Below are 21,510 nucleotides of genomic sequence, written 5' to 3' on the forward strand. Positions count from 1 at the left end.
TAGAAAGGGCCATTATTATGCAATACAACAAGAATCAATTTAATAAAGTAAAAGATAAAAAAGTAATGAAAAAGGTAAAGAAACAATGGGTAGTTGTATCCGTTGCGACTTTAGCTGCTCTAGGAACAACTGTTTACAGTTTTGGTGGGCATGATGCACACGCCGACTCTAACGGATCATCATCTAGTAATGGAACACAATCAAATAATAATAATACAAATCAAAGTAACGGTAGCAGTGGTGCTAACGTTTCTTTGACGAAGGCAGATTCAACTGGGACTAGTTCTCAAGGAACCACTACCCAAAACGCAGCTTCTTCAAGTAGTACAACCGCTCAGTCTGGTACCGCTGCCCAAAGTAGTGGAACTACGGCTTCTAAACCAGTTGTTGCAGTTTCTTCGAGCTCAAATGGCCAAGCTCCTAGTTACAATAACAATGACGATTCTGTAACTTACGCTCAACAAATTCAACAAGGTTACCAAGATGCTTACAATGGTAAATCAAATAACGCTTCGACTTTAACCGGTCAAGCAATTAACTACTACAACGCCGGTTATAATGCCGCAACTGCTGTAATTAATGACTATAATCAAAAAACACAAGGTATTGGTGCGGGAACTCAAGATTATACCTACTATGGAAACACTCCTAACCGAAAAGATGATGCTGGAAACGTCAAAACAGCTAGTTTAAGTTCTAGTGGAGCCAGTTTAGCTAATAATACCCCTGCAGCCAATAACGTAGCTTCATCTAATAGTAATGGGGGTAGTTCTGGTGCTTCTGCAAGTAATGGAAGTGGATTTACTGGTGCATCTACTACTAATCCACAAGTTGCTTTGACTGATGGAACACCACAAAACTACAACAGTCCAGACTCACCATACCGTGGTGGTGCAGATACTCCTTACGCTGCATATACATCTACTCAAAACTACGAACAACAATTATTATCAAAATTCTCAAATGTTAATAACGTCAGTGTGCAATCATCTAGTAGCATTAAGCCAACAATCATACCGCAAGTTACTGATGCTGTGATTCAACAAGCACGCCAACAATACGCTAACTACACCGGATTGGCGAAGGCTTTTGATACTGCCGTTAACATGACATTGGCAATGCAAGGTTATAGTGATGCTGAATCTGGTAAATGGGTTGGTATTGCTCCTGGACAAGCAAGTTCAGGGAATCAAGACTTCTATGTAAAATCATTTTCTGGAATTAGAAACTCAAATAACGCATACGATCAAGCTTATATGGGTGCTAAAGATTCAATTGCTAACTCATTCGACAGTTCCAATAACTTTAAAGTTAATACTGCCTTTAACCCAGTGAATACATCTAACCAATACTACAACATGGGTTATAACGATGTTGTTAGCCAAGAAACTGCCAAGGGATCTGGTGTGGTCTTTGTCTCTAATGGTGGACAATTCTTCAACGTCTTAACTGGTCAAACTGGTGCGATGAATGCTGGTGGTGGAAACGTTGCTAACAATATTATCAAGATTAAAATTGTTGGTGATATTGATTTAACAGCACTTACTGGTACTGGTGGTGAATACGCAAATATTAATGCGACAGGTTCATCCATTACGATTGATGGACAAAATCATATGATGGACTTCCATGATATGGATTACACATTTACAAATAGTAACTTTACCGATTTATATCTACAAAACTTCCAAGCCCTTTATGCTGCTAACTACTATGGTCCATTCCGTGTTGGAGCTAATGATAATATTCATTATTCCAATATTAACTACATCGGGGGCCAATTGCTTAGTGCAACTTCACAAAACGTATACTTCTCTGGAAATGTTAACGTTTTAAACCCGGTTAACTACAATAATTTGGCTAAGTCTGCATACTACAACTCACCATTTACGCAAAACGTTCTAACCGTCGGTGGTGGGAACCAACAAAATCTGGAAGTGCAAAACTTCGTTCTAGAAAACAATTCACATTACTTCGGTAATACATCACCAGTATATGGTGGAAATGTAATCGAATTGTATGGAAATATGACACTTGGTCAAAATTCCAAGATGACCCTTGCCAGTCGTGATACTGGTGGACAAGGGGAAAATGGAATTAATAGTTCTAATATGGCAATTTACTTCCGTAGTTCATCAGCCAACTTGAACGTTGCTAAAGATGCGGTCTTGAACATTATTCCGTTAGCTTCACAAACTGCTAACCGTTTATCAGGTGGTATCTACATGAGTGGGGGTAACATCACTGTCGATGGTGGTACCATCAACTTCCAAGCATATAACGGTACTGCTGGGTACTATAACCAAGCAATTGATATGCAAGGTGCATCCACAATTAAAGTCATTAATGGTGGTTTGGTTAAGGTCCTAGAAGCTGGTTTACCACAAACTACCGGAACTTATTACACTTCTGGTGGTCGTCAAGCCACTTTATACGGATTAATTGCCAACGAAAATAACAATGGGAATTTCTACGTTGGAAATGGTGGTAACTTGATTGTTGGACTTACTGACCAAAATGGTGGGTACGTAACACCATACTACGGGAACTTAACTATTAATGGTGTTGGTAGTGATCACGTTATCTTCTACAATAACAATACTACTAACAACACTTTCCAAACTGGTGGTAACCAAAAAGGAATTAATGCTTACAATGTTGGAATATTAGATTCATCCAACCGTATCACACCACTTTATTACTTCAACCTACCTTCAGGTAGTGTTAACTATACTGGTGTCGATGGTTCAGGTAACCTGGTCAGTGGAACAGTTAACACTACCCAACTAGAAATTCAAAGTATCCCTGCCGTTCAATTTGTAGGAACTAGTGGAGTTTCTGTTGATAATAACGGAAACACTGTTATTACTTCATACGCTAAATTGACCAATTACAACTCAATTTTAGGGCAAAAACTTTATTACCAAGTTGGATATGGTAGTACTGATCCACAGGGGAATTTTAACAATTTAACAACTTATCCAAATTCATCTACACAAGATTTATATTCAAATGCCGATCCGAACTTATATACTGGGGCAATTAATGTTCCAACTAACTACGCTGGCGAAATTATTCCAGTTACTTTTGTGCTACAAAAGAGTGCAACTGGAAACATTAACCCACAATTTATCGGAATGCGTCTAAAATACGGTCTAACTAGTGTTAATAATATTGTTAACACTAGCCCTACTGCGGGAACCAACAACTACACTACTACTATTGAAGGATATAACACTGGTGCCAACGGAAAAGTAACCGAAAATGGTGATATGGGAATCACAGCCGGTAGTACAGTCGTACAACAAAATGGGGTTATCGATGGATTAATAGATGCTTCAAACGGTAATTCAAGTGCTAAGAATGCTGAAAGTTTTAGCACGAGAACTAGTACTGACTATACTGGTGCTTATAATGATGCCCAAAGTGGTTATGCAGCATTCAATAAAAATGCACCATTATCATTAGATGATTTAAAGAAGAGTCCTGGTTTTAGTGCCTCTGTTAACCCAGTTGCATATATTCAAGGTTATCAAAAGGCTGCATACGACGCTGGTGTTAGTGATGCCCATTTCGGTATTACTAGTCCACAACTACAAAATATTGCTGGTTATCAAGATGGGGTAAACCAATATAACCAAGCATATCTAGTTGGACTAGATCCAAGTAAAGCATCACTTCCATTATCAACACTACAATCTCAATATGGACTTGCCTCAACTTACCTTGGAATTCCAGCCACAGCTACAACAACTGGTCTATCTGATGCCCAAGGGGCATTGTCATTTGTTCAAGATGAAAGAAACGCGATTATTAACAGTACATCTGGTGGATACGGAACTGTTTTATCAAATCCAACGCAAAAGAATGCTTATTTAGATGCGGAAGCGGGTTATTTCAATGCGGTTAAAAACGTATCAAACCCAACCGCTGCTAATCCAAATCCAAACGCAAGTAAGGCTGAACAAGCTGGTTTCCAATATGGACAATCATTAATCAATGGAGCGCTTGCTAAACAAAAACCAACAGTTGCCAACCCTTCTGCTGGAATTTATAACTTGGCCGCTGCTCAATCAGCATTTGACGCTGTTCAAGCAGCATTAATCCATGCTGCTGCTAACGCATCATCAGAAGCAGGGACCACTAGTCATGACGCTTTATCAGATGATTCATATGTAGGGGACAAGACTGTCTACAAGAGTATCAAGTATGGATACTACAAGGCTAATCAAGGACAAACTGACATTAATCTAACGGGTCAAACAGAATCAAAATTAGACTTGCTTGAAGAAGCTGGATATATTTTATACGTCCAACCATTAGCCTATCAATCAGGAACGTCAGCATTTAATAACAAACAATCAAACACTGCGAATAATAATCCATACAGTAATTCAACAGTTGGACAACAAGCATTCAACAATGGTTATACAGATGCTCAATCAGCATTTAATCAAGGACAAACTGATGGGTTGAACACTGTTAAAAGTAGCAGTAATCCACAAAGTGTTGATAGTAATACTAGTTCTATCCCATCTAATTACAATGATAAAGGTAACTTAGCAGCTTCATATCAAACTGGATATAAGGGAGCTGTTGATGGTTATAAGGATGGGGTATCATCTACTACCGGATCTAGTGCTAATAATAATTCAACTGGATCAACAGCTAACTATGCTACTTCATACCAAAATGGTAACGCTCAAGGTAGAGAACAAGCGGGGGCTAATGACTACGTTAACAACACTGTTAGTCAAACTGTTGCCAACAGTGATACTAACTATGCGACAGGGGTAAACACTGCCGCTCAAGGTCATACTGATGGTTACACCACTGCTTCTAACCAACCTGGAAACCAAAACATTACCACTAATAATACTGATAAGACTTATGTAACTGGTTTTAATAGTGGGGTAGCAGATCAACGTAGTGATGCAACTAAGAATGGTGACGCCCAAGCATTCGCCCAAGGGGCGCAAGATTACACTAATAACTTACCTATTTCTGTTAGTGGGCATGAAAAATACTACATCACATACTATAATCAAGGTTATAACGCAGCTAGACAAGGTCTATTAGATGCTCGTGATGGTAAGCAACAAAACCTTCCAACATTTATGCCATCAGCTAACAAAAATGATCCAACTTATGTTAATAGTAGTGCAATATTGCAACAATTTACTGATGCTTTGCAAGCCGCTTATAAACAAGGTTACACATCATTCAATAATGGTAATGGCCAAAATGATGCTACTAGCGGATTTAGTGACTCTAATAATGCATTAGCTAACGGTCAAACAGCGCTTGCTGCAAATGACACTACTAAATCAGTTGCTTACAACGTTGCTGCTGATATCTTTAATACACAACTTTCATCACTTCAAGGCACTAGCTACACTAATAAATCAAGTACTAGCGGTAACATGTACATCGACTTACAAAACTGGTTTAATGCTAGAGCTCAAGCTGATTATCAAGCTGGTGAAAATGTTGCAAAGAAGACAACTGTGGCACCAACTACAAGCAATCCAGCAAATCAAAATTACTTTGGAATTGTACAAGCTGGTTTCAATGACTTAACTAATGGGTACAATGGGACAACTGGAAGCGCTGTTAACACTAAGTCTCAAGGTTACACTGATGGACAACTTCAAAAACAACAACTAAATACTGGAATTAGTACAGCTATTAATTCTGTTAAGAATAATGCACCAAGTGATCCTGATCAATTGGATGCATACAACGGTACAATTGCTGGATACAATGATCGAGCAACTGGTTCAATTACAGGATCAAGTTCCATTAATTCCACTTATGACAAAGTCTTCGTTGATGCATATAACAAGGCTTATTCAGATGGAGCTAATTTAGCAAGTGATGCTAAGAACCAATTGAGCTTGAACCAAACAGCCACAGATGCAACTTTAAACGCTGATGGGGCTAAGAACTCTGCTTATACTGCTGCATATAATCAATTATTAGATGGTTATCATTCAGTTCTTGGTATGACTACTGGTTCAACTCCAAGCACAAATGCGAACTACCAAAATGGACAAGTAATTGGTCGTACTTTCATGAGCGATTACAACGCTGCGGAAGCAAAAAGTAATCCAAAAGTATCTGATTCAACTTCGCAAACATACCATGGTGTCGTTGATGCATTGAACAATGCCGCAGCTAATGGAACAATCCAACCAATTACAAGTAGTCCTAATGGGACCCTTTATATTGATGGATACAACCGTGCAGTCGCAGATGCTAACAAGGCTTCTGCTGATGCTGTCAGAGATTTCGATAATGGGGTTCAACCAAATCCAGGTCAAGAAACTACAGCAGCCATTCAAGCTAGTTATACCCAAGCATATCAATCATTAACCACTGGATTTAAGCAAGGTTTGAGTAATCCAAACTCATCTGCTCCAGCTAATACTAATGCTGCAGCAGGTTTTGCAAATGGTAAAGCTACCGCGAAGGGATATACTGATGCCATTAATAACTTTAATAATGGTAGTAACAATCCTAACGCCAACACTGAACCGGGTTACGCAGACACTATGAATGCGTTGCTTGACGCACAAAAGAAACAACGTAATAACAGTAATACAACCACTGTTTATGGATTAGTATACTCACAAGCTTTAGGTGCTAATGATGGTTTGGCAGCTGTTAAGAGTAATTCTTCAACTAACGACATTCCAACCAACGTTCCAAGTACTGTTAACCCATTCGCATACCAAGATGGTTACCAAGGATCTGTTGATGGATACAAGGATGGTTCTGCATCTACCGAAGGAACATCTACCAACAACAGTACTGCTCAAGCAAACAACCCTATTTACCAAAATGCTTACAAGCAAGGTAATACAGCTGGTCGTCTTCAAGCCGGTGCCAATGACTACACTAACGGTACTGTGAGCCAAGCTGAACAACAAAAAGATAGCAACTACGCGTCTGGGGTAACAATTGCTGAAAATGGTTACCAAGATGGTACTAGTGGTGTCACTGCGCAAAACAAGCCCCAACCATATTACACTGGTAATACACAAGGGATTCAAGCATCAAATGGGGTTCAACAAGCTCAACCATTAAACAGTACTGATAGTGGACTATCTGGTGATTCTAAGAATGCTTACTATGGGGTAAAGGATGCGTATGCATTTGTTGCTAATCCAAATATTCTAAATTCTCAATTACCTTCATACGGGGTAAGTGGAATTAATACCCAATCAAATGCTTACCAATCAGCAAGGTCTTCTGCTGAGGCCAAAGCCCGTGCTTCTGAAAATACAGGGGTTCAAACGTTCCAAGCTAGCGGAAGTAACAATTATGACACAACTTCATCAAATGCTACTGTTGATACTAAAGCGATGAGTAATGGTTTTAACCAAGCACAAAAGGGTTACAATGCATCAACCACAAATACATTTGATACTACTAACAAGAGTGCGTCATACATTGCTGGTAATACTATGTATAATGACATTCAAGCAGGAATTGCCGATGCCAAAGCTAACCCAACTCAAGGGGCTAACTACACAGGATCAGCTGTTAGAGTAGCAGCTTACGATGGTACTGCCGGAGCCTTTAACGATGTATTAAAGAACACTCCTAATGCATCCGCAACACCGCTAAGTCGTGATGCTAACCAATCAAAAGCCTATGTTGATGCATATAATCAATCTAGAGATATTGCTATTCAAGACGGTGCTAATGGTGCTTTGGCATATGTTAGAGGGCAAAACCAAGCTACCGGTATGGATGCTGATTCACAAGCGTTTAACTATGGATATGGTCGTGCTCAAACTGGTTTTAGTGATTCCAAGAATGTTGGAAGTGCTAAGTCTACTGATTCTGCTTATATGACAGGATACAATGCATATCAATCTGAATTACTTGGTAATACCGATGCTTTGTACGGAAGTATTTCTAATCAAAGCTCTGCAACAGATAGAATTTCATATAATGATGCAATTAATGCCTATAGGGATGCGTATACCCAACTAAGTCAGAACCCAGATGCAACAACATTGCCAAATATGGCTGGCAAATCTCCAGCATATCAAGATGCATATAATGTTGCTGTAGGTGAATTAAAGAATGATTACCGAAACGGATACCTAGCATTAGCTAATAATATTGTTAATGGAGTTGCTTCTCCTGTAGGAACCAATCAATATTCAACTCTTATGATTGCACAAGGATTAAGCGAAGCACAAAAAGGATATAGATTTGGATATTTATCTCAAACATTAACACTAAAATCTAGCGGTGCTAAATACGGTCAATCTGAAGGTCAACAAATTTTACAAGCGGTTAAAGATGTTGCCAATACTGGTAATTACAATACAGAATCCACGGATCTTATTTATACAACAGCTGGAACAGCTGCAACGGATGCTAAGAACGCTGTAGATAATAATCCAGATGTATCTGATCAAGCATCTACAAATAATGCTAATAACAATAACCCGGTATACCCAATTGCATATACTTATGCAGTTGATGCTATGCAAGCTAATTATAGTTCAGGTGCGCAACAATACCTAAGCAGTCAAGCGGAACCATCTAATCCAACCCAGGAATATGATATGGGTTATCAAGATGCTAAGAATGGTTTTATTGCTGGATTTAACGGTAGTAATCTTAAAAATCAACATAGTCAAACTAAAGTTGGTCAAACTGCGGGACAAAATGCATTAGCAGGTTATCAAGATGCCAAAGCAGGTATTTCATCTTCAACATATAATAATGTTGATGGAAATAAAGTTGATGGTAATAACGGAGCTACTCAAGCATACGCAGATATTTCTCAAGGTAAGGGAAACATTCTTTCAACATACAATAACGTTAGCAACGCTTACCAATACGCATATAATAAAGCTGCTGCTGAAGCAATTCAAAGTTATGCTAATGGTGCAACTGCATACGTTAACGGACAACCTAATACCAATGCTACAGATACTTTATCAAAGGTCCAAAGCGCTGGTTATTTGAGTGCGCAAAATGGACACGATGCTGTCATTAAGAATAATCAAAGCGAAAGCAGCTTAACCCCTGCGCAAAAGAATGATCCATCATTCATGCAAGGATTTACCAATGCTACTCAAGGACAAAATGGATTAGCAAGTGCCGGAAGTAACACACCAGTTTCACAATCAACTTATAACTCTTGGACTCAATCACAAAAAGATGGTTATGATGCTACTAATTCAGCTTATGTTACTGGTAAAGACGATGGTCAAAAAGAAAATCTTGATGGTAAGACTCAAGCATATAAAGATGCTTACAACGCAGCTTATGCTGATGCTCAAGATAAAGCTTCGCAAGGTGCAGCTAGTGCATTAAATGGTAAAACTGTTGATCAAAGCACTTGGACTCAAAAGCAAGTTGATGCCTTCAATGCAGGTAAAGAAAATGCCAATACTGCATACAATACTGCTCAAAGTGACTCAACTGCTAAAAATCCATATGCTTCAGGTTCAGATAAATCTGAAACATTTAATGGTGCCCAATCTGCTGTCAATGACATTCTTAACGGTCAATCAGGTCAAAGCAGAAATAACGACAGCAATCCGGTTTACCAAGCAGCATACGATAAGGCGCAACAAGAAGCCCAAGCTAAGTTAAACGATGGTATTAATGCCTTCACTGCCAATAACACTAACGTAATTCATCCAGATGATAAAACGGCTGATGGGGTAGCTCAAAATCATGGTTACACCCAAGCCGAAGCAGGATACAACGGCAAAACAGGTCCTGGTATCAATACCAACGACCCAGCATACATGGCAGGTCAACAACTACGCAGTGATGAAAACACTGGTTTTTCAGCAGCTCAAAAAGCAACTGGTAGTGATGACAAGTCATTCACTCCAGATAATGCATCTCAAAAAGCCGCTTACGATGCTGCTTTAGCAGGTATTACAGCTGGTGCTAATAACAACACTAATGGTCAAACTGTGCCTGAAGGTGATTCAGCACAAGCTAAGGCGTACACTGATGCATACACCCAAGCTCATGCACTAGGTGTGCAAAAGGCTGATGATGGTGCTAATGCATTTAATGCAGGTCAAGCGGATACTTCCGATAAGAGTTTGGCTGGTCAAGCTCAAAGTCAAGGTTACAAGGATGCTCAAAGTGGTCATGATGCCGCTGTTAAGAACCAAGCACCAACTGAATCGGAAAAGAACAATCCATCATTCATGGCTGGATACAATGCTGCTGAATCTGCTCGTACAGGTTTATCAGATATTGAAAAGGGTGCGACAACCCCAACTAGTCATGCTGATGATTCAGCATATCAACAAGCTCAAAAAGCTTACAAGGATGCTAGTGATTCAATTGCTGCTAACCCTGACAACCCAGCACCAACCACCAATACTTCACCTGCATATCAAGAAATCTACAATAAGGCTCAAGCTGACTTGAAGAACAACTACGATGCAGGTAAGCAACAATTCTTAGATGCACAATTCAGTGCCAATACTTCTGGTGCATCGTCTGACCAAGGTAAGGGTAGAATTAGCCAAGGTTACTCAGACGCACAAAATGGTTTCAATGCTGCGATTAATGGACAAACTATCACTAATCCAAATGCTGCTGAACAAGCAGGGATGGATGCTGCTAAGACAGTAACTGATACAGTGAAGGCATCAGTGGATGGTTCATACAAGAACAGCAGTGATCCAATTGCACAAGCTGCTAATACCGCAACTCAATCTGCACACGATGATCTATTAAGTAACCCAGATCATGCAGATGTATCAACTGATCCAACCATTGCAAACAATCCAGTTAAGGCTGCTGCATACAAGCAAGCACAAGAACAATACAAAGCTAATTACGATGCAGGAACCAACGCTTACTTGAGTAATTCTGCAAAACCTAGTGATGACCTAGGTAAGAAGGGTTACCAAGAAGCGAACGATGGATTTACTGCTGGTTTCAGTGGTCAAACATCAATTGCTAACCAACATAGTGCAGCCCAAAGCGGACTATCCGCTGGTGAACAAGCACTTGCTGGTTACAACAATGCATTATCTCTAAAGGATGAAAATGCGAATGCACCACAAGTCGAAAAAGACGGTAACAACGGTGCAAAACAAGCATTTGCTGATGCTAAGAATGGGTCTTCAATGAGTTCTAGCGACCTTGCTAAGGAACCAGTAGCATTCCAAGCTGCCTACAACAAGGCCAAAGAAATTGCTCAAAAAGCAATTACAGATGGTGCTACTGCATTCGCAAGTGGCGAAGTTCGCCCAACTGTTACTGATGCAATTACAGATGCACAAGCTAAGGCTTACGATGATGCACGTACTGGATACGATGTAGCCAAGACTGGCGCAACTTTGACTCAATCACAAAAAGATAACCCATCTTTCATGGCTGGGGTAAAGGCATATCAAGATGCTCAAAGTGGTCGTACTTTATTTAATGAAGGAAAAGCATTACCAGGTGATGCAACCACAGCTGAAAAGCTAGCTTATAACGCTACTAAAGACGCTTATACAGCTGGTGCAAGTGATCAACCACAAAGAAGTGATTTGAATCAACAACCTGGTATTTACCAAGATGAATATTCAGATTCATATACAGATGCTAAGCAAAAGGCACAAGCAGGTGCTAGCGAAGCATTTGGTAACTCATCTTCTAAGGTAGATCAAAGTGCTTGGACTCAAGCACAAAAGGATGCTTACAACACAGGTAAGGCAAACGCTGAAACTGGTTTCGATAAGACCAAACAAGATGTTACAGTTGCCAACCCATATGGTGTTGGTACTAATTCCGGTGAAGCATTCGATGGTGCTAAGGCTGGTTTTGCTGACGGTAAGTCTGGTGCAACCACTGACCTAACTAACAAGACTCAAACATTCATTAACGCATACAACGCTGCTAAGAAACAAGCTGAACAAGCGGCTAACGATGGTTCTAAAGAATTTAATGCCGGTAATACCGATTCTGCTGATTCAAAAGCTAAGGATGCGCTAAGCGTTGCTCACGTTAATGGATACAACCAAGCAGCAAAAGGTTACAGCGACCAAAATAGTAATAATGTTGATAAGGGTAATACTGATACCGCATATCAAGCTGGTGTGAAGACAGCCCAAGATGTTGCCAAGGGTTCTGCCGATGCATTATCTGATCCAAGTAAGAAGGATTCATACAATTCTGGTTCAGCTGCTCAAGATGCTGCATACAAAGCTACTGTTAATGGTTATTTAGATGGTAGTGATGGTAATAACGCTAACGCAACTACTAATAATGATCCAAGTCAAGCGAAGGCATATAACGATGCATACCAAGATGCTAAGCAAAAGGGTGAAACTGCTGCAAATACTGGAGCTAGTTCATACATTGCTGGTAGTGCAAAACCAACTGGTAGTTCAGCTGAAAGCCTTGCAGAACAAAAAGGTTACACTGATGCATCTAATGGTTATACTGAGGCCAATAATAAGGATGCAAATATTCCTGGTAATGCAACTGCTGCATACAAGACTGGTTTCAATGCTAACAAGTCTGGTCAAGCCGGAATTAACGACATTGAAAATGGCACAACTACTGAAAATGTAGTTGATAAAGTTTCCTATAATAAGGCGCAAAAGGCTTATGATGATGCTTCTAAAGCAATCAGTGCCAACCCAGATTTGCCAGCCGGTGCTAGTGATAGTTCACAGGTATACCAAACTGCTTACAACAAGGCAGTTAACGACTTGAAACAAAACTATCAAACTGGTACTAACCAATTTGTAAATGGTAACAATGCAGCTGATACTTCAGGTGTTAAATCAAGTCAAGCTAAGACTCAAATTGAACAAGGTTATGCTGATGTTCAACGTGGCTTTAATGACAAGATTAATGGCACTACTACTAATAACGCCAACGCAACTACCCAACAAGGTGCTGAAATGGCACAAAAAGTTATTGATTCAGTTCATGGGGTTGCGACAAATAACATCTCATCAAGTAGTGATCCAATTGTTCAAACTGCTAACAGTGCAGCCGGTCAAGCTAAACAAGACTTACAAAACAACCCAGATCATTCAACTACATCAGATGACGCAACTATTCAAAATAACTCAATTAAGGCTGCTGCATATCAAGTTGCTGTTAATGAAATGCATCAACAATACGCGACTGGTTCTAGTTCATACTTGAACAACCAAGCAGAGCCAAGCACTGATTTAGGTAAGCAAGGATACACTGATGCTCAAGCTGGATTTGCAGCTGGCTTTAATGGCACTACAATGCCTAATGAACATAGTGCAACTAAAGATGGACAAACAGCTGGTCAAAGTGCATTGGCGGGTTATCAAGATGCATTATCTAACAAGAAGGATACTTCTGGAAATGCTATGCAACAACAAGCCAATGAAGCAGCACTTCAAGCATTTGATGACGCTAAGAACTTGAAACAAACTGATATTTCACAAAAACCAGTTGTTTCATATCAATTGGCATACCAAAAAGCGCAACAAGAAGCCGCACAAGCCACTACAGCTGGGGCTACTGCATTTGCTAATGGTCAAGCTAGACCTACTGGTGATGATGCATTAAGCCAAGTTCAACAAGCTGCTTACGATTACGCTAAGTCAGGTTATGAAGCTGCTAGAGACGGTAAGATTACCGAAGACGATAAGAAGAACCCATCATTTATGGCCGGAGTTGATGCATACACAAATTCAGTTAAGGGTCATGATGAATTTGTAAATGGTCAAACCCCTGCTGATGATGCAAGCGCAGCAGAAAAAGCTGGTTATCAAGCAGCTTTTTCTGCATACTCAATCGGTCAAAATGATGGTGCTAAGCCAAGCGACTTGGCGAACCAACCAGAAGCATATCAAGATGTCTTTAATAATGCTTATGCTGATGCTAAAGCAAAGGCAACGGTTGGTGCTTCAGAAGCATTCAACAACACTACGCCAATCAGTCAAAAAGATTGGACTCAAGCTCAAAAAGCTGCTTATGCAGCTGGTAAACAAAATGCTACTGCTGCATACAACGACACCAAGTCAGACAACACTAAAGACAATCCAAATGCTGCAGGAACTGATGCAGCTCAAGCGTTTGACGGTGCTAAAGCTGGTTTCGTGGCTGGAACAACCGGAATTACTCCTGACTTAAGTGGTAAGTCCAATACTTACCTAAATGCTTTCAATAAAGCTAAGGATGAAGCTGCTGCTTCAGCCAATGATGGAGTGAAGGAATACGAAGCAGGAAAAATTGATTCTTCTACTAGCTCAAATGATTCATTAAACCAAGCTCATAAGAGTGCATATGAAGCTGCCGCGGGAGGATACCAAGCGCAAAAGAATGGTAGTGCTAACAATAATAATCAAAACGTTAACTACCAAGCTGGGGTTAACCTAGCTAAGCAATTAGCAAATGGTATTAATGATGCGACAAATAACCCAGGTAACAACGGCAATGAATACAAGAGTACTGCTGCTCAAGAAGCCGCATATCAAGCTACATTGAATGGTTACAAAGATGGTGCTAATGGTAATTCAGATAACCAAACCCCTGCTGCTGGTAATGCAAGTCAATCAACTGTATACAATGATGCATATGCAGCTGCTAAGGCCCAAGCTCAACAAGATGCAGCTACGGGTGCAAGTGACTTTAACAAGGGACTAGACAAAGCGACTGGAAATGATTCACATTCAATTGCTCAAGCTAAGGGATACACTGATGCAAGTAACGGTTACCAATTAGCAAAAGATAATCCAGCAGCCTCAATTCCAAGTGGCTCAACCAATGCATACATTGCTGGATATAATGCATATCATTCAAGTCAAGCAGGTCTAAGTGATGCTGAAAACAACACTGCCACAGCTCACGTTGATAATGATGCTTATGCTAAGGCGCAAAAAGCGTATACAGATGCTAGTACTGCAGTTGCTGCTAACCCAGATCATCCACAAGTAGCTCAATACAAAGATCCTGCATACGTGTATGCATATAACAAAGCTGTTTCAGATTTACAAGGTAACTATGAATCTGGACAACAACAATTCAACCAAGGATTACATGCTGCTGATACTACTAATGTTACATCTCAAGCATCTAAAGATCGTTTGGCACAAGGTTACAACGATACTAAGGCTGGTTTTGATTCCGTCATTAATAATCAACCAATTAGTAACCCGAATGCAGCGCAACAAGCCGGAATTACTTCTGCTAATGCTGTTCAATCAGCGGTAAGTGGAGTTGTGAATAGTAACACTGATAGTAACAACCAAGATCCAGTTTATCTAAGTGCTACTCAAGCAGCACAACAAGCGAAAAATGATTTGATTACCAATCCAGGACATAGTAGTCATTCAGAAGATCCTTACATTCAAAATAATCCGATTAAGAGTGCGGCATATAAAGAAGCGATTGAAGCAATGCAAGTGCAATACACTAATGGTGCTAATGCGTTTGTATCTAACCAATCAGAACCAACTGATAAGTTAGGTCAAGATGGTTACGCTGATGCTCAAAAAGGATTTAGTGAAGGTTTCGCTGGTAACAAGGTCGATGATAATGCGAATAGTGGAGTTCAAAATGGTAATAAGTATGGTTTATCAGCACTGAACGGATACACCGACGCATACAATGGTGTGGTAAATAGTAGTACTGGGGATGCGCCAAGAGATGAAGCTAACCAAGCAGCATTACAAGCTTTTGATGATGCTAAGACTGGTAATGTTACTAATTTAGCTGATAAATCATTGGCTTACCAAAAGGCTTACAATAAAACTCAATCAGATGCAAATACAGCGCTAACCCAAGGTGCACAAGCGTTTGCTGATGGTAACGTTAGTCCAGTAGCCACTAATTCACCAACTGGTGTTGCCGCTAAAGCATACCAAGATGCAGCTAAAGGATATCAAGCAGCTGCTAATGGTGGTAATTACACTGATGCAGAACGTAACAACCCACAATTTATGGTTGGGGTGAATGCATATAATGATATGGTTGCTGGTCGTCAATTGTTCGCCAATGGCGGTCAATTAACTGGTAAAGAATCTGCTTCTGAAAAGGCCGGATATCAAGCAGCCCAAGCTGCTTTTGCAGCCGGTAAGAACGATTCACCAAAGGACACTAATTTAGCTAATGAATCAGTTCAATATCAAGATGCATATAACAATGCATACGATGCTGCTAAACAACTAGCTAATAGTGGTGCTAATGATGCTTATGCAACTAACCCAACTACTGATACTTCTAAATTATCATCAACTCAATTAGATGCTTACAATGCTGGTAAACAAAATGCCCAAAACGCCTACAATGCAATTAAGGGTGACACTACACTTGCTAATAATAATATTACGGATAGTGACGCATACAATTCATTCGAAGGTGCTAAGGCTGGATTCATTGCAGGTAAAACTGGTAATGATACTTCATTGGATGGTAAATCAACTGCATATATCAATGCATACAAGAGTGCCAAGAATGAAGCTGCGGCTGCAGCAGCTTCAGGTTTAGCAGAATTTAATGCTAACCAACCAGATACAGCAACTAATGCTAATGATGCATTGAATGTCGCTCATAAGAACGCGTTCAATCAAGCTGCTGCTGGATACAAAGATCAAAATGATGGTAATGTTAATAAGAATAATAGTGATGCATCATACTTGGCTGGAATTAAAACCGCAGAAGATGTTAAGACAGGTTATGATGATGCCAAAGCGAACCCATCTAGATCCGTATATAATGGATCAGCTGCACAAGTGGCAGCTTACCATGCCACTGTAAATGGGTTCCACGATGGAAGTTATGGTACTAATAACTCAACATCAACTGATTCAACTCAAGCGAAAGCTTATGCGGATGCATACAACCAAGCTAACAATGATGGAAAAGCTGCTGCACTCCAAGGTGCGACATCATTTAATGCTGGAAATGCCCAAACCCAAGATAATTCAGCCACTGGTTTGGCAGAACAAAAGGGTTACACTGATGCTGTTTCAGGACATAGTGATGCAATTAATGGTAATACTAAATATCCTAATGGTAGTTCAGCATATCTAGCTGGATACCAAGCATACACTGATGGAACTACTGGTGCGACAGCGTTTAATAGTCAAAAAGACCCTAACGCTAACTACACATCATCAAACACAGATATTAAGTCTGGTCACGATGGTGCTAAGGATGGATACAGTGATGCCGTTTCTGGTAATGCTAAGAAGACTTTTGATAATACATCTCAAAAATCACAAGCATACCAAGACCAATACAGTGCTGAATATGATCAAGCTGCAGCTAAGGCATTATTAGGGGCACAAAATCAATTCTCTAATAATCAACCTGACTCAAGCAATTGGACTCAAGCTGAAAAGAATGCATATCAAGCTGGTCAAGCTAGTGCATCAACTGGATATAATGCTGCTCGTCAAAACCCTGATGACACTACTCACACTACTAATACTAATGTGGATGAAAGTTTCAGAGGGGCTGCAGCAGCCTTCAATGATATGAAGAATGGTCAAGCAGGTCAAAATGCGACTGCTGAAACCAGTCCAGTCTACCAAGGTGCCTACCAAGTAGCTTTAAATGCTGCTAAACAAGTTGCTAACCAAGGGGCTACCAGTTTTGGTAACAGCCAAGATCTTGGTAAACAAGTGGAACAATTTGGTAATAACCAAGCTGATAAGAATGTCTTCACTAAAGGATACAATGATGCTCAAGCAGCTTATGCTCAAGCAACACAAAACCCAAGCGAAAACAGTCCATATGCCGATCAAACTAATAGCGATTTAGTATTTAAGGCTACCGTTAATGCATATAATGATGTTAAGAACGGTATTCCAGGTGCCGAAAAGAATGATTACAATGATCCTGCATATGTGGCAGCTTATAACCGTGCATTGAGTGAAGCTAAACCAATTGCTACAAGTGGTGCAACTGGATTTGGTCAAGGTGTTGATTTACAAAAACAACTTGCCACATTTGGTAACAACCAAGCGCAAAAAGATGTTTATGCTAAGGGATATGCGAACGCGCAAGCTGCATATAACCAAGCATTACAAAACGCAAGTGATGGTGCTGACCATAGTAGTACTTCTGATAGTGATGAAGCATACCGTGGTGCCGCAGCCGCCTTGCTTGATGTGAAGAATGGCCAAGCAGGTCAAAATGCAAATGCAGAAACTTCTGCCACTTACCAAGCAGCGTACGCGAAAGCATTGGCACAAGCACAAGTTCAATCTAATGCTGGTGCAACTGCATTTGGTAACCAAGCAGATCTTAACAGCTCATTAGACCAATTTGGTAACAACCAAGCACTAAAAGATGTCTTTACTAAGGGATATCAAGATGCAAATGCAGGATACAGCGATGCGCAAGCGGATGCCAATATGGGTTCAACTCATGCTACTAATGGTGATAAAGATGAAGTATATCGTGGTGCTGCTGATGCATTTAACGCGGTTTCCCGTGGTGATAACGCGGTTCCAGATGTTTCTCAAACTAATGCAGCCTACTTAGCATCGTTTGAACGTGCTAAACAACAAGCATTGGCAATTGGGAAGCAAGCAGCTGCCAGCTTTAATAACGGCACTTCACAACAAGATGTTGTTAATGCTCAAGGTAACAACAAGGCATTACAAGCTGCTGCTACTCGTGGATACATTGATGCACAAACTGCATATGCTCAAGCAGAAGCTAACCCAGATACTACCGGTCATCAAACTGATAGTAATGCGGATAAGACATTCCATGGTGCCTCACTTGCCTTCAATGACCAAAAAGAAGGACAAGAGGGAGCTAACCGTCCAGCAAGTACCGATCCAGTTGCTCAAAGCGCATATGATAAGGCTTTATCATACGCTCAAGGTGTCGCTAAGAATGGTAGTTCAGCATTCCTAAACGGAACTAAGCTATCAACTGCATTAGCAACTCTAGGTAGCAACCAAGCGGATAAGGATGCCTTTGCAAAGGGTTACGAAGATGCGCAAACTGCATATGCTCAAGCACAACAAAACCCAAGTAATACCAGTCCATATGCTACGAATACTAACAGTGATTATGTATTTAAGGCGGCTGTTAATGCGATTAACGACGTTAAGAACAATACTGTCGGTAATACTGCCAATGCAATTAACGATAAGGTTTACCAAGATGCATATCAACGTGCATTGAATGATGCACAACCACAAGCAACAAACGGGGCAATTGGCTTTGGTAATGGTGTTGACCTTAACACTGCGCTTAACAACTTGGGTAATAACCAAGCTGATAAGGCAGCTTACACAAGAGGATACAACAATGCCCAAGATGCATATAACCTAGCAATGCAAAATGCCAATAATGCTAATGATCATTCAACTGCAAGTAATTCAGATGAAGCATATCGTGGTGCTGCACAAGCACTTATCAATGCTAAGAATGGAAAACAAGATGTACCCGCAGATGCTGACCAATCAGCTGTATACAAAGCTGTTTATGCTAAGACTATGAAACATTCTATTGATGTTATTAAGGCAGCCGGAGTGGCTTACTTGAAAGGGAACGCATTGGATGTTTCATTGGCTCAATATAACGATGATGAAGCTATCAAGGACATCTTTGCTAAGGGATACAATGACGCACAAAGTGGAATTAATCAAATGAAGCAAAATGCGACAGAGCTATCAGCACATAGCGAAGATAATAATGTCGATACTGCATATCGTGGTGCTGCATTAGCAATTCAAGACTTTAATGATAAGCAACCCAATGCTCATCAAAACTACAGCGATGATCCAGTTTACCAAGCTGCCTACGAATTTGCATTGCAATTCCTTAAGGATGCTGCAAATAATGGGGTTAAAGCATATACAAATGGTCAAACCGAAGAAGATGCAGTTAAGACATACTCTGTCGGAAGTGCTGATGTGACAAGCATTAAATATGGATATGATCAAGCTAAGACAGGTCATGATGATGGTAAAGATAGTAATGCTAAACCAAAATCAGACGATCCATATTATCAAGCTGGTTTCCAATATGCTCAGGATACGCAAGTTGGATACAATGATGCTTCAAAGACCACGTTTGTTGGTAAAGAAAAATCTGGTGGAACGGCTCAAGACGATGCTTACAATGGTTCTATCGATGGATATAAAGATGGTGGAAACACCAAGAATCCTGACTTTACAGGTAAATCATTGGCTTACCAAGAAGCATACGCTAAAGCGGTTCAAGCTAAGATTAATGCGGTTCTTAACGAAGCATCAAGAAATAATGACCTTAACAAGCAAGTGCCAATTGGCGATAATTATTACAAGGTTAACTACAAGTTCTTCCGTGTTCGTCATAAGAACGGTGTCTTAGTTCATACTAGTGACAAGTTTACTAATAAGAACTGGGTTATTAAACTTCAAAAGGGCGACCGAATTAGGGTTGAAAAGATCGTTCAATACCGTGGTACAACTCGACTATACATTGGTAATGGTGAATACGTAACTGGTAATAAAGACTTTGTGATTGACGATAAGTTATCACAAAAACTTGAAGGTCGCGCACAAGCCAAGAAGGACCGTTCAATTGGAAAGGCTCTTCCTAAGAAACTATTTAGTCGTTCTAAGGCCTACATTGAAGGATATGTTACTGAATACTATAGCGTTAAGAAAAATAGTAAGGTTTCACGAACTAAGAAAGTGAAATCAACTAAGACAACATCGATTAAGAATGTTAAGAAGAATTCTGGCTATTACAGAACTAATCAAACTACTTATCGAGTAACTAGCGCTACTGGAGTTAGAGTTCATACTGATACGAAGTTTACTGATAATAACTGGGTAATCACATTACAACGTGGTGACGTAATTAAGGTTAAGAAAGTCGTTCAATACCAAGGAATTACAAGATTCTACATTGGAAATGGAGAATACATCACAAGTAATAAAGGCTTGTTGTCTGACGAAAACTCACTTGCTAAGCAAACAACTGGTAAGAAGAAGTCAACTAAGACAACAGTCAAGAAGACTCCCGTTCATAAACCAACTACTACTGCTAAGGTAACTAAGAAACATACTAAGGCAAATAGTAAGAACAATAATTCAAGTAAGGTAACTAAACCTAATAAGAACAACCAAGTAGCTTCAAACAGTAATTCAAGCAATTACTACACTAAGAACTACAAGGTATTTAAGGTTATCAACAAAGCTGGAGTACAAGTTCATACGGACGTTAAGTTTACTGATGATAATTGGATTATCAAACTACAAGCAGGTGATAGAATTAGAGTACAAAAGATAGTTAACTACTATGGAACCACTCGTTTCTACATCGGTAACGGTGAATATGTAACTGGAAGTAAGGCTTTCGTTAAGAAAGATAACTAGAAAATAAAAAAGAATCACATGAAGTAGATTAAAATCGCCTCATGTGATTTTTTTTTGCTAAATTATTAAGATATGGTAAAACTTATTAATATTGATTAAAAATCGTAACGTTTCTATCGTGTAAGTGATATTCTATAAAGAGAATATCACACTGGACAAAGTGTATAATGCTTATATTGCTTTTTTTAGA

At 39.8% G+C, this 21,510-nt stretch carries 1 protein-coding gene; it reads left to right on the forward strand.

Features of this window, described 5'->3' with window-relative positions; genetic code table 11:
- Positions 1–17 precede the first annotated feature (17 nt).
- Positions 18–21,320 (forward strand): DUF5776 domain-containing protein, encoded by a 21,303-nt coding sequence (locus ABWU86_RS05835; RefSeq protein WP_353321963.1) that lies wholly within the window; start codon positions 18–20, stop codon positions 21,318–21,320.
- Positions 21,321–21,510 lie beyond the last annotated feature (190 nt).

The organism is Apilactobacillus pseudapinorum, from assembly GCF_040369555.1.
Classification (GTDB): Bacteria; Bacillota; Bacilli; order Lactobacillales; family Lactobacillaceae; genus Apilactobacillus.

Bases quoted from the DNA above. Each gene is read 5' to 3' on its own strand.
- ABWU86_RS05835 (WP_353321963.1), top strand. From the start codon at position 18: ATGCAATACAACAAGAATCAATTTAATAAAGTAAAAGATAAAAAAGTA.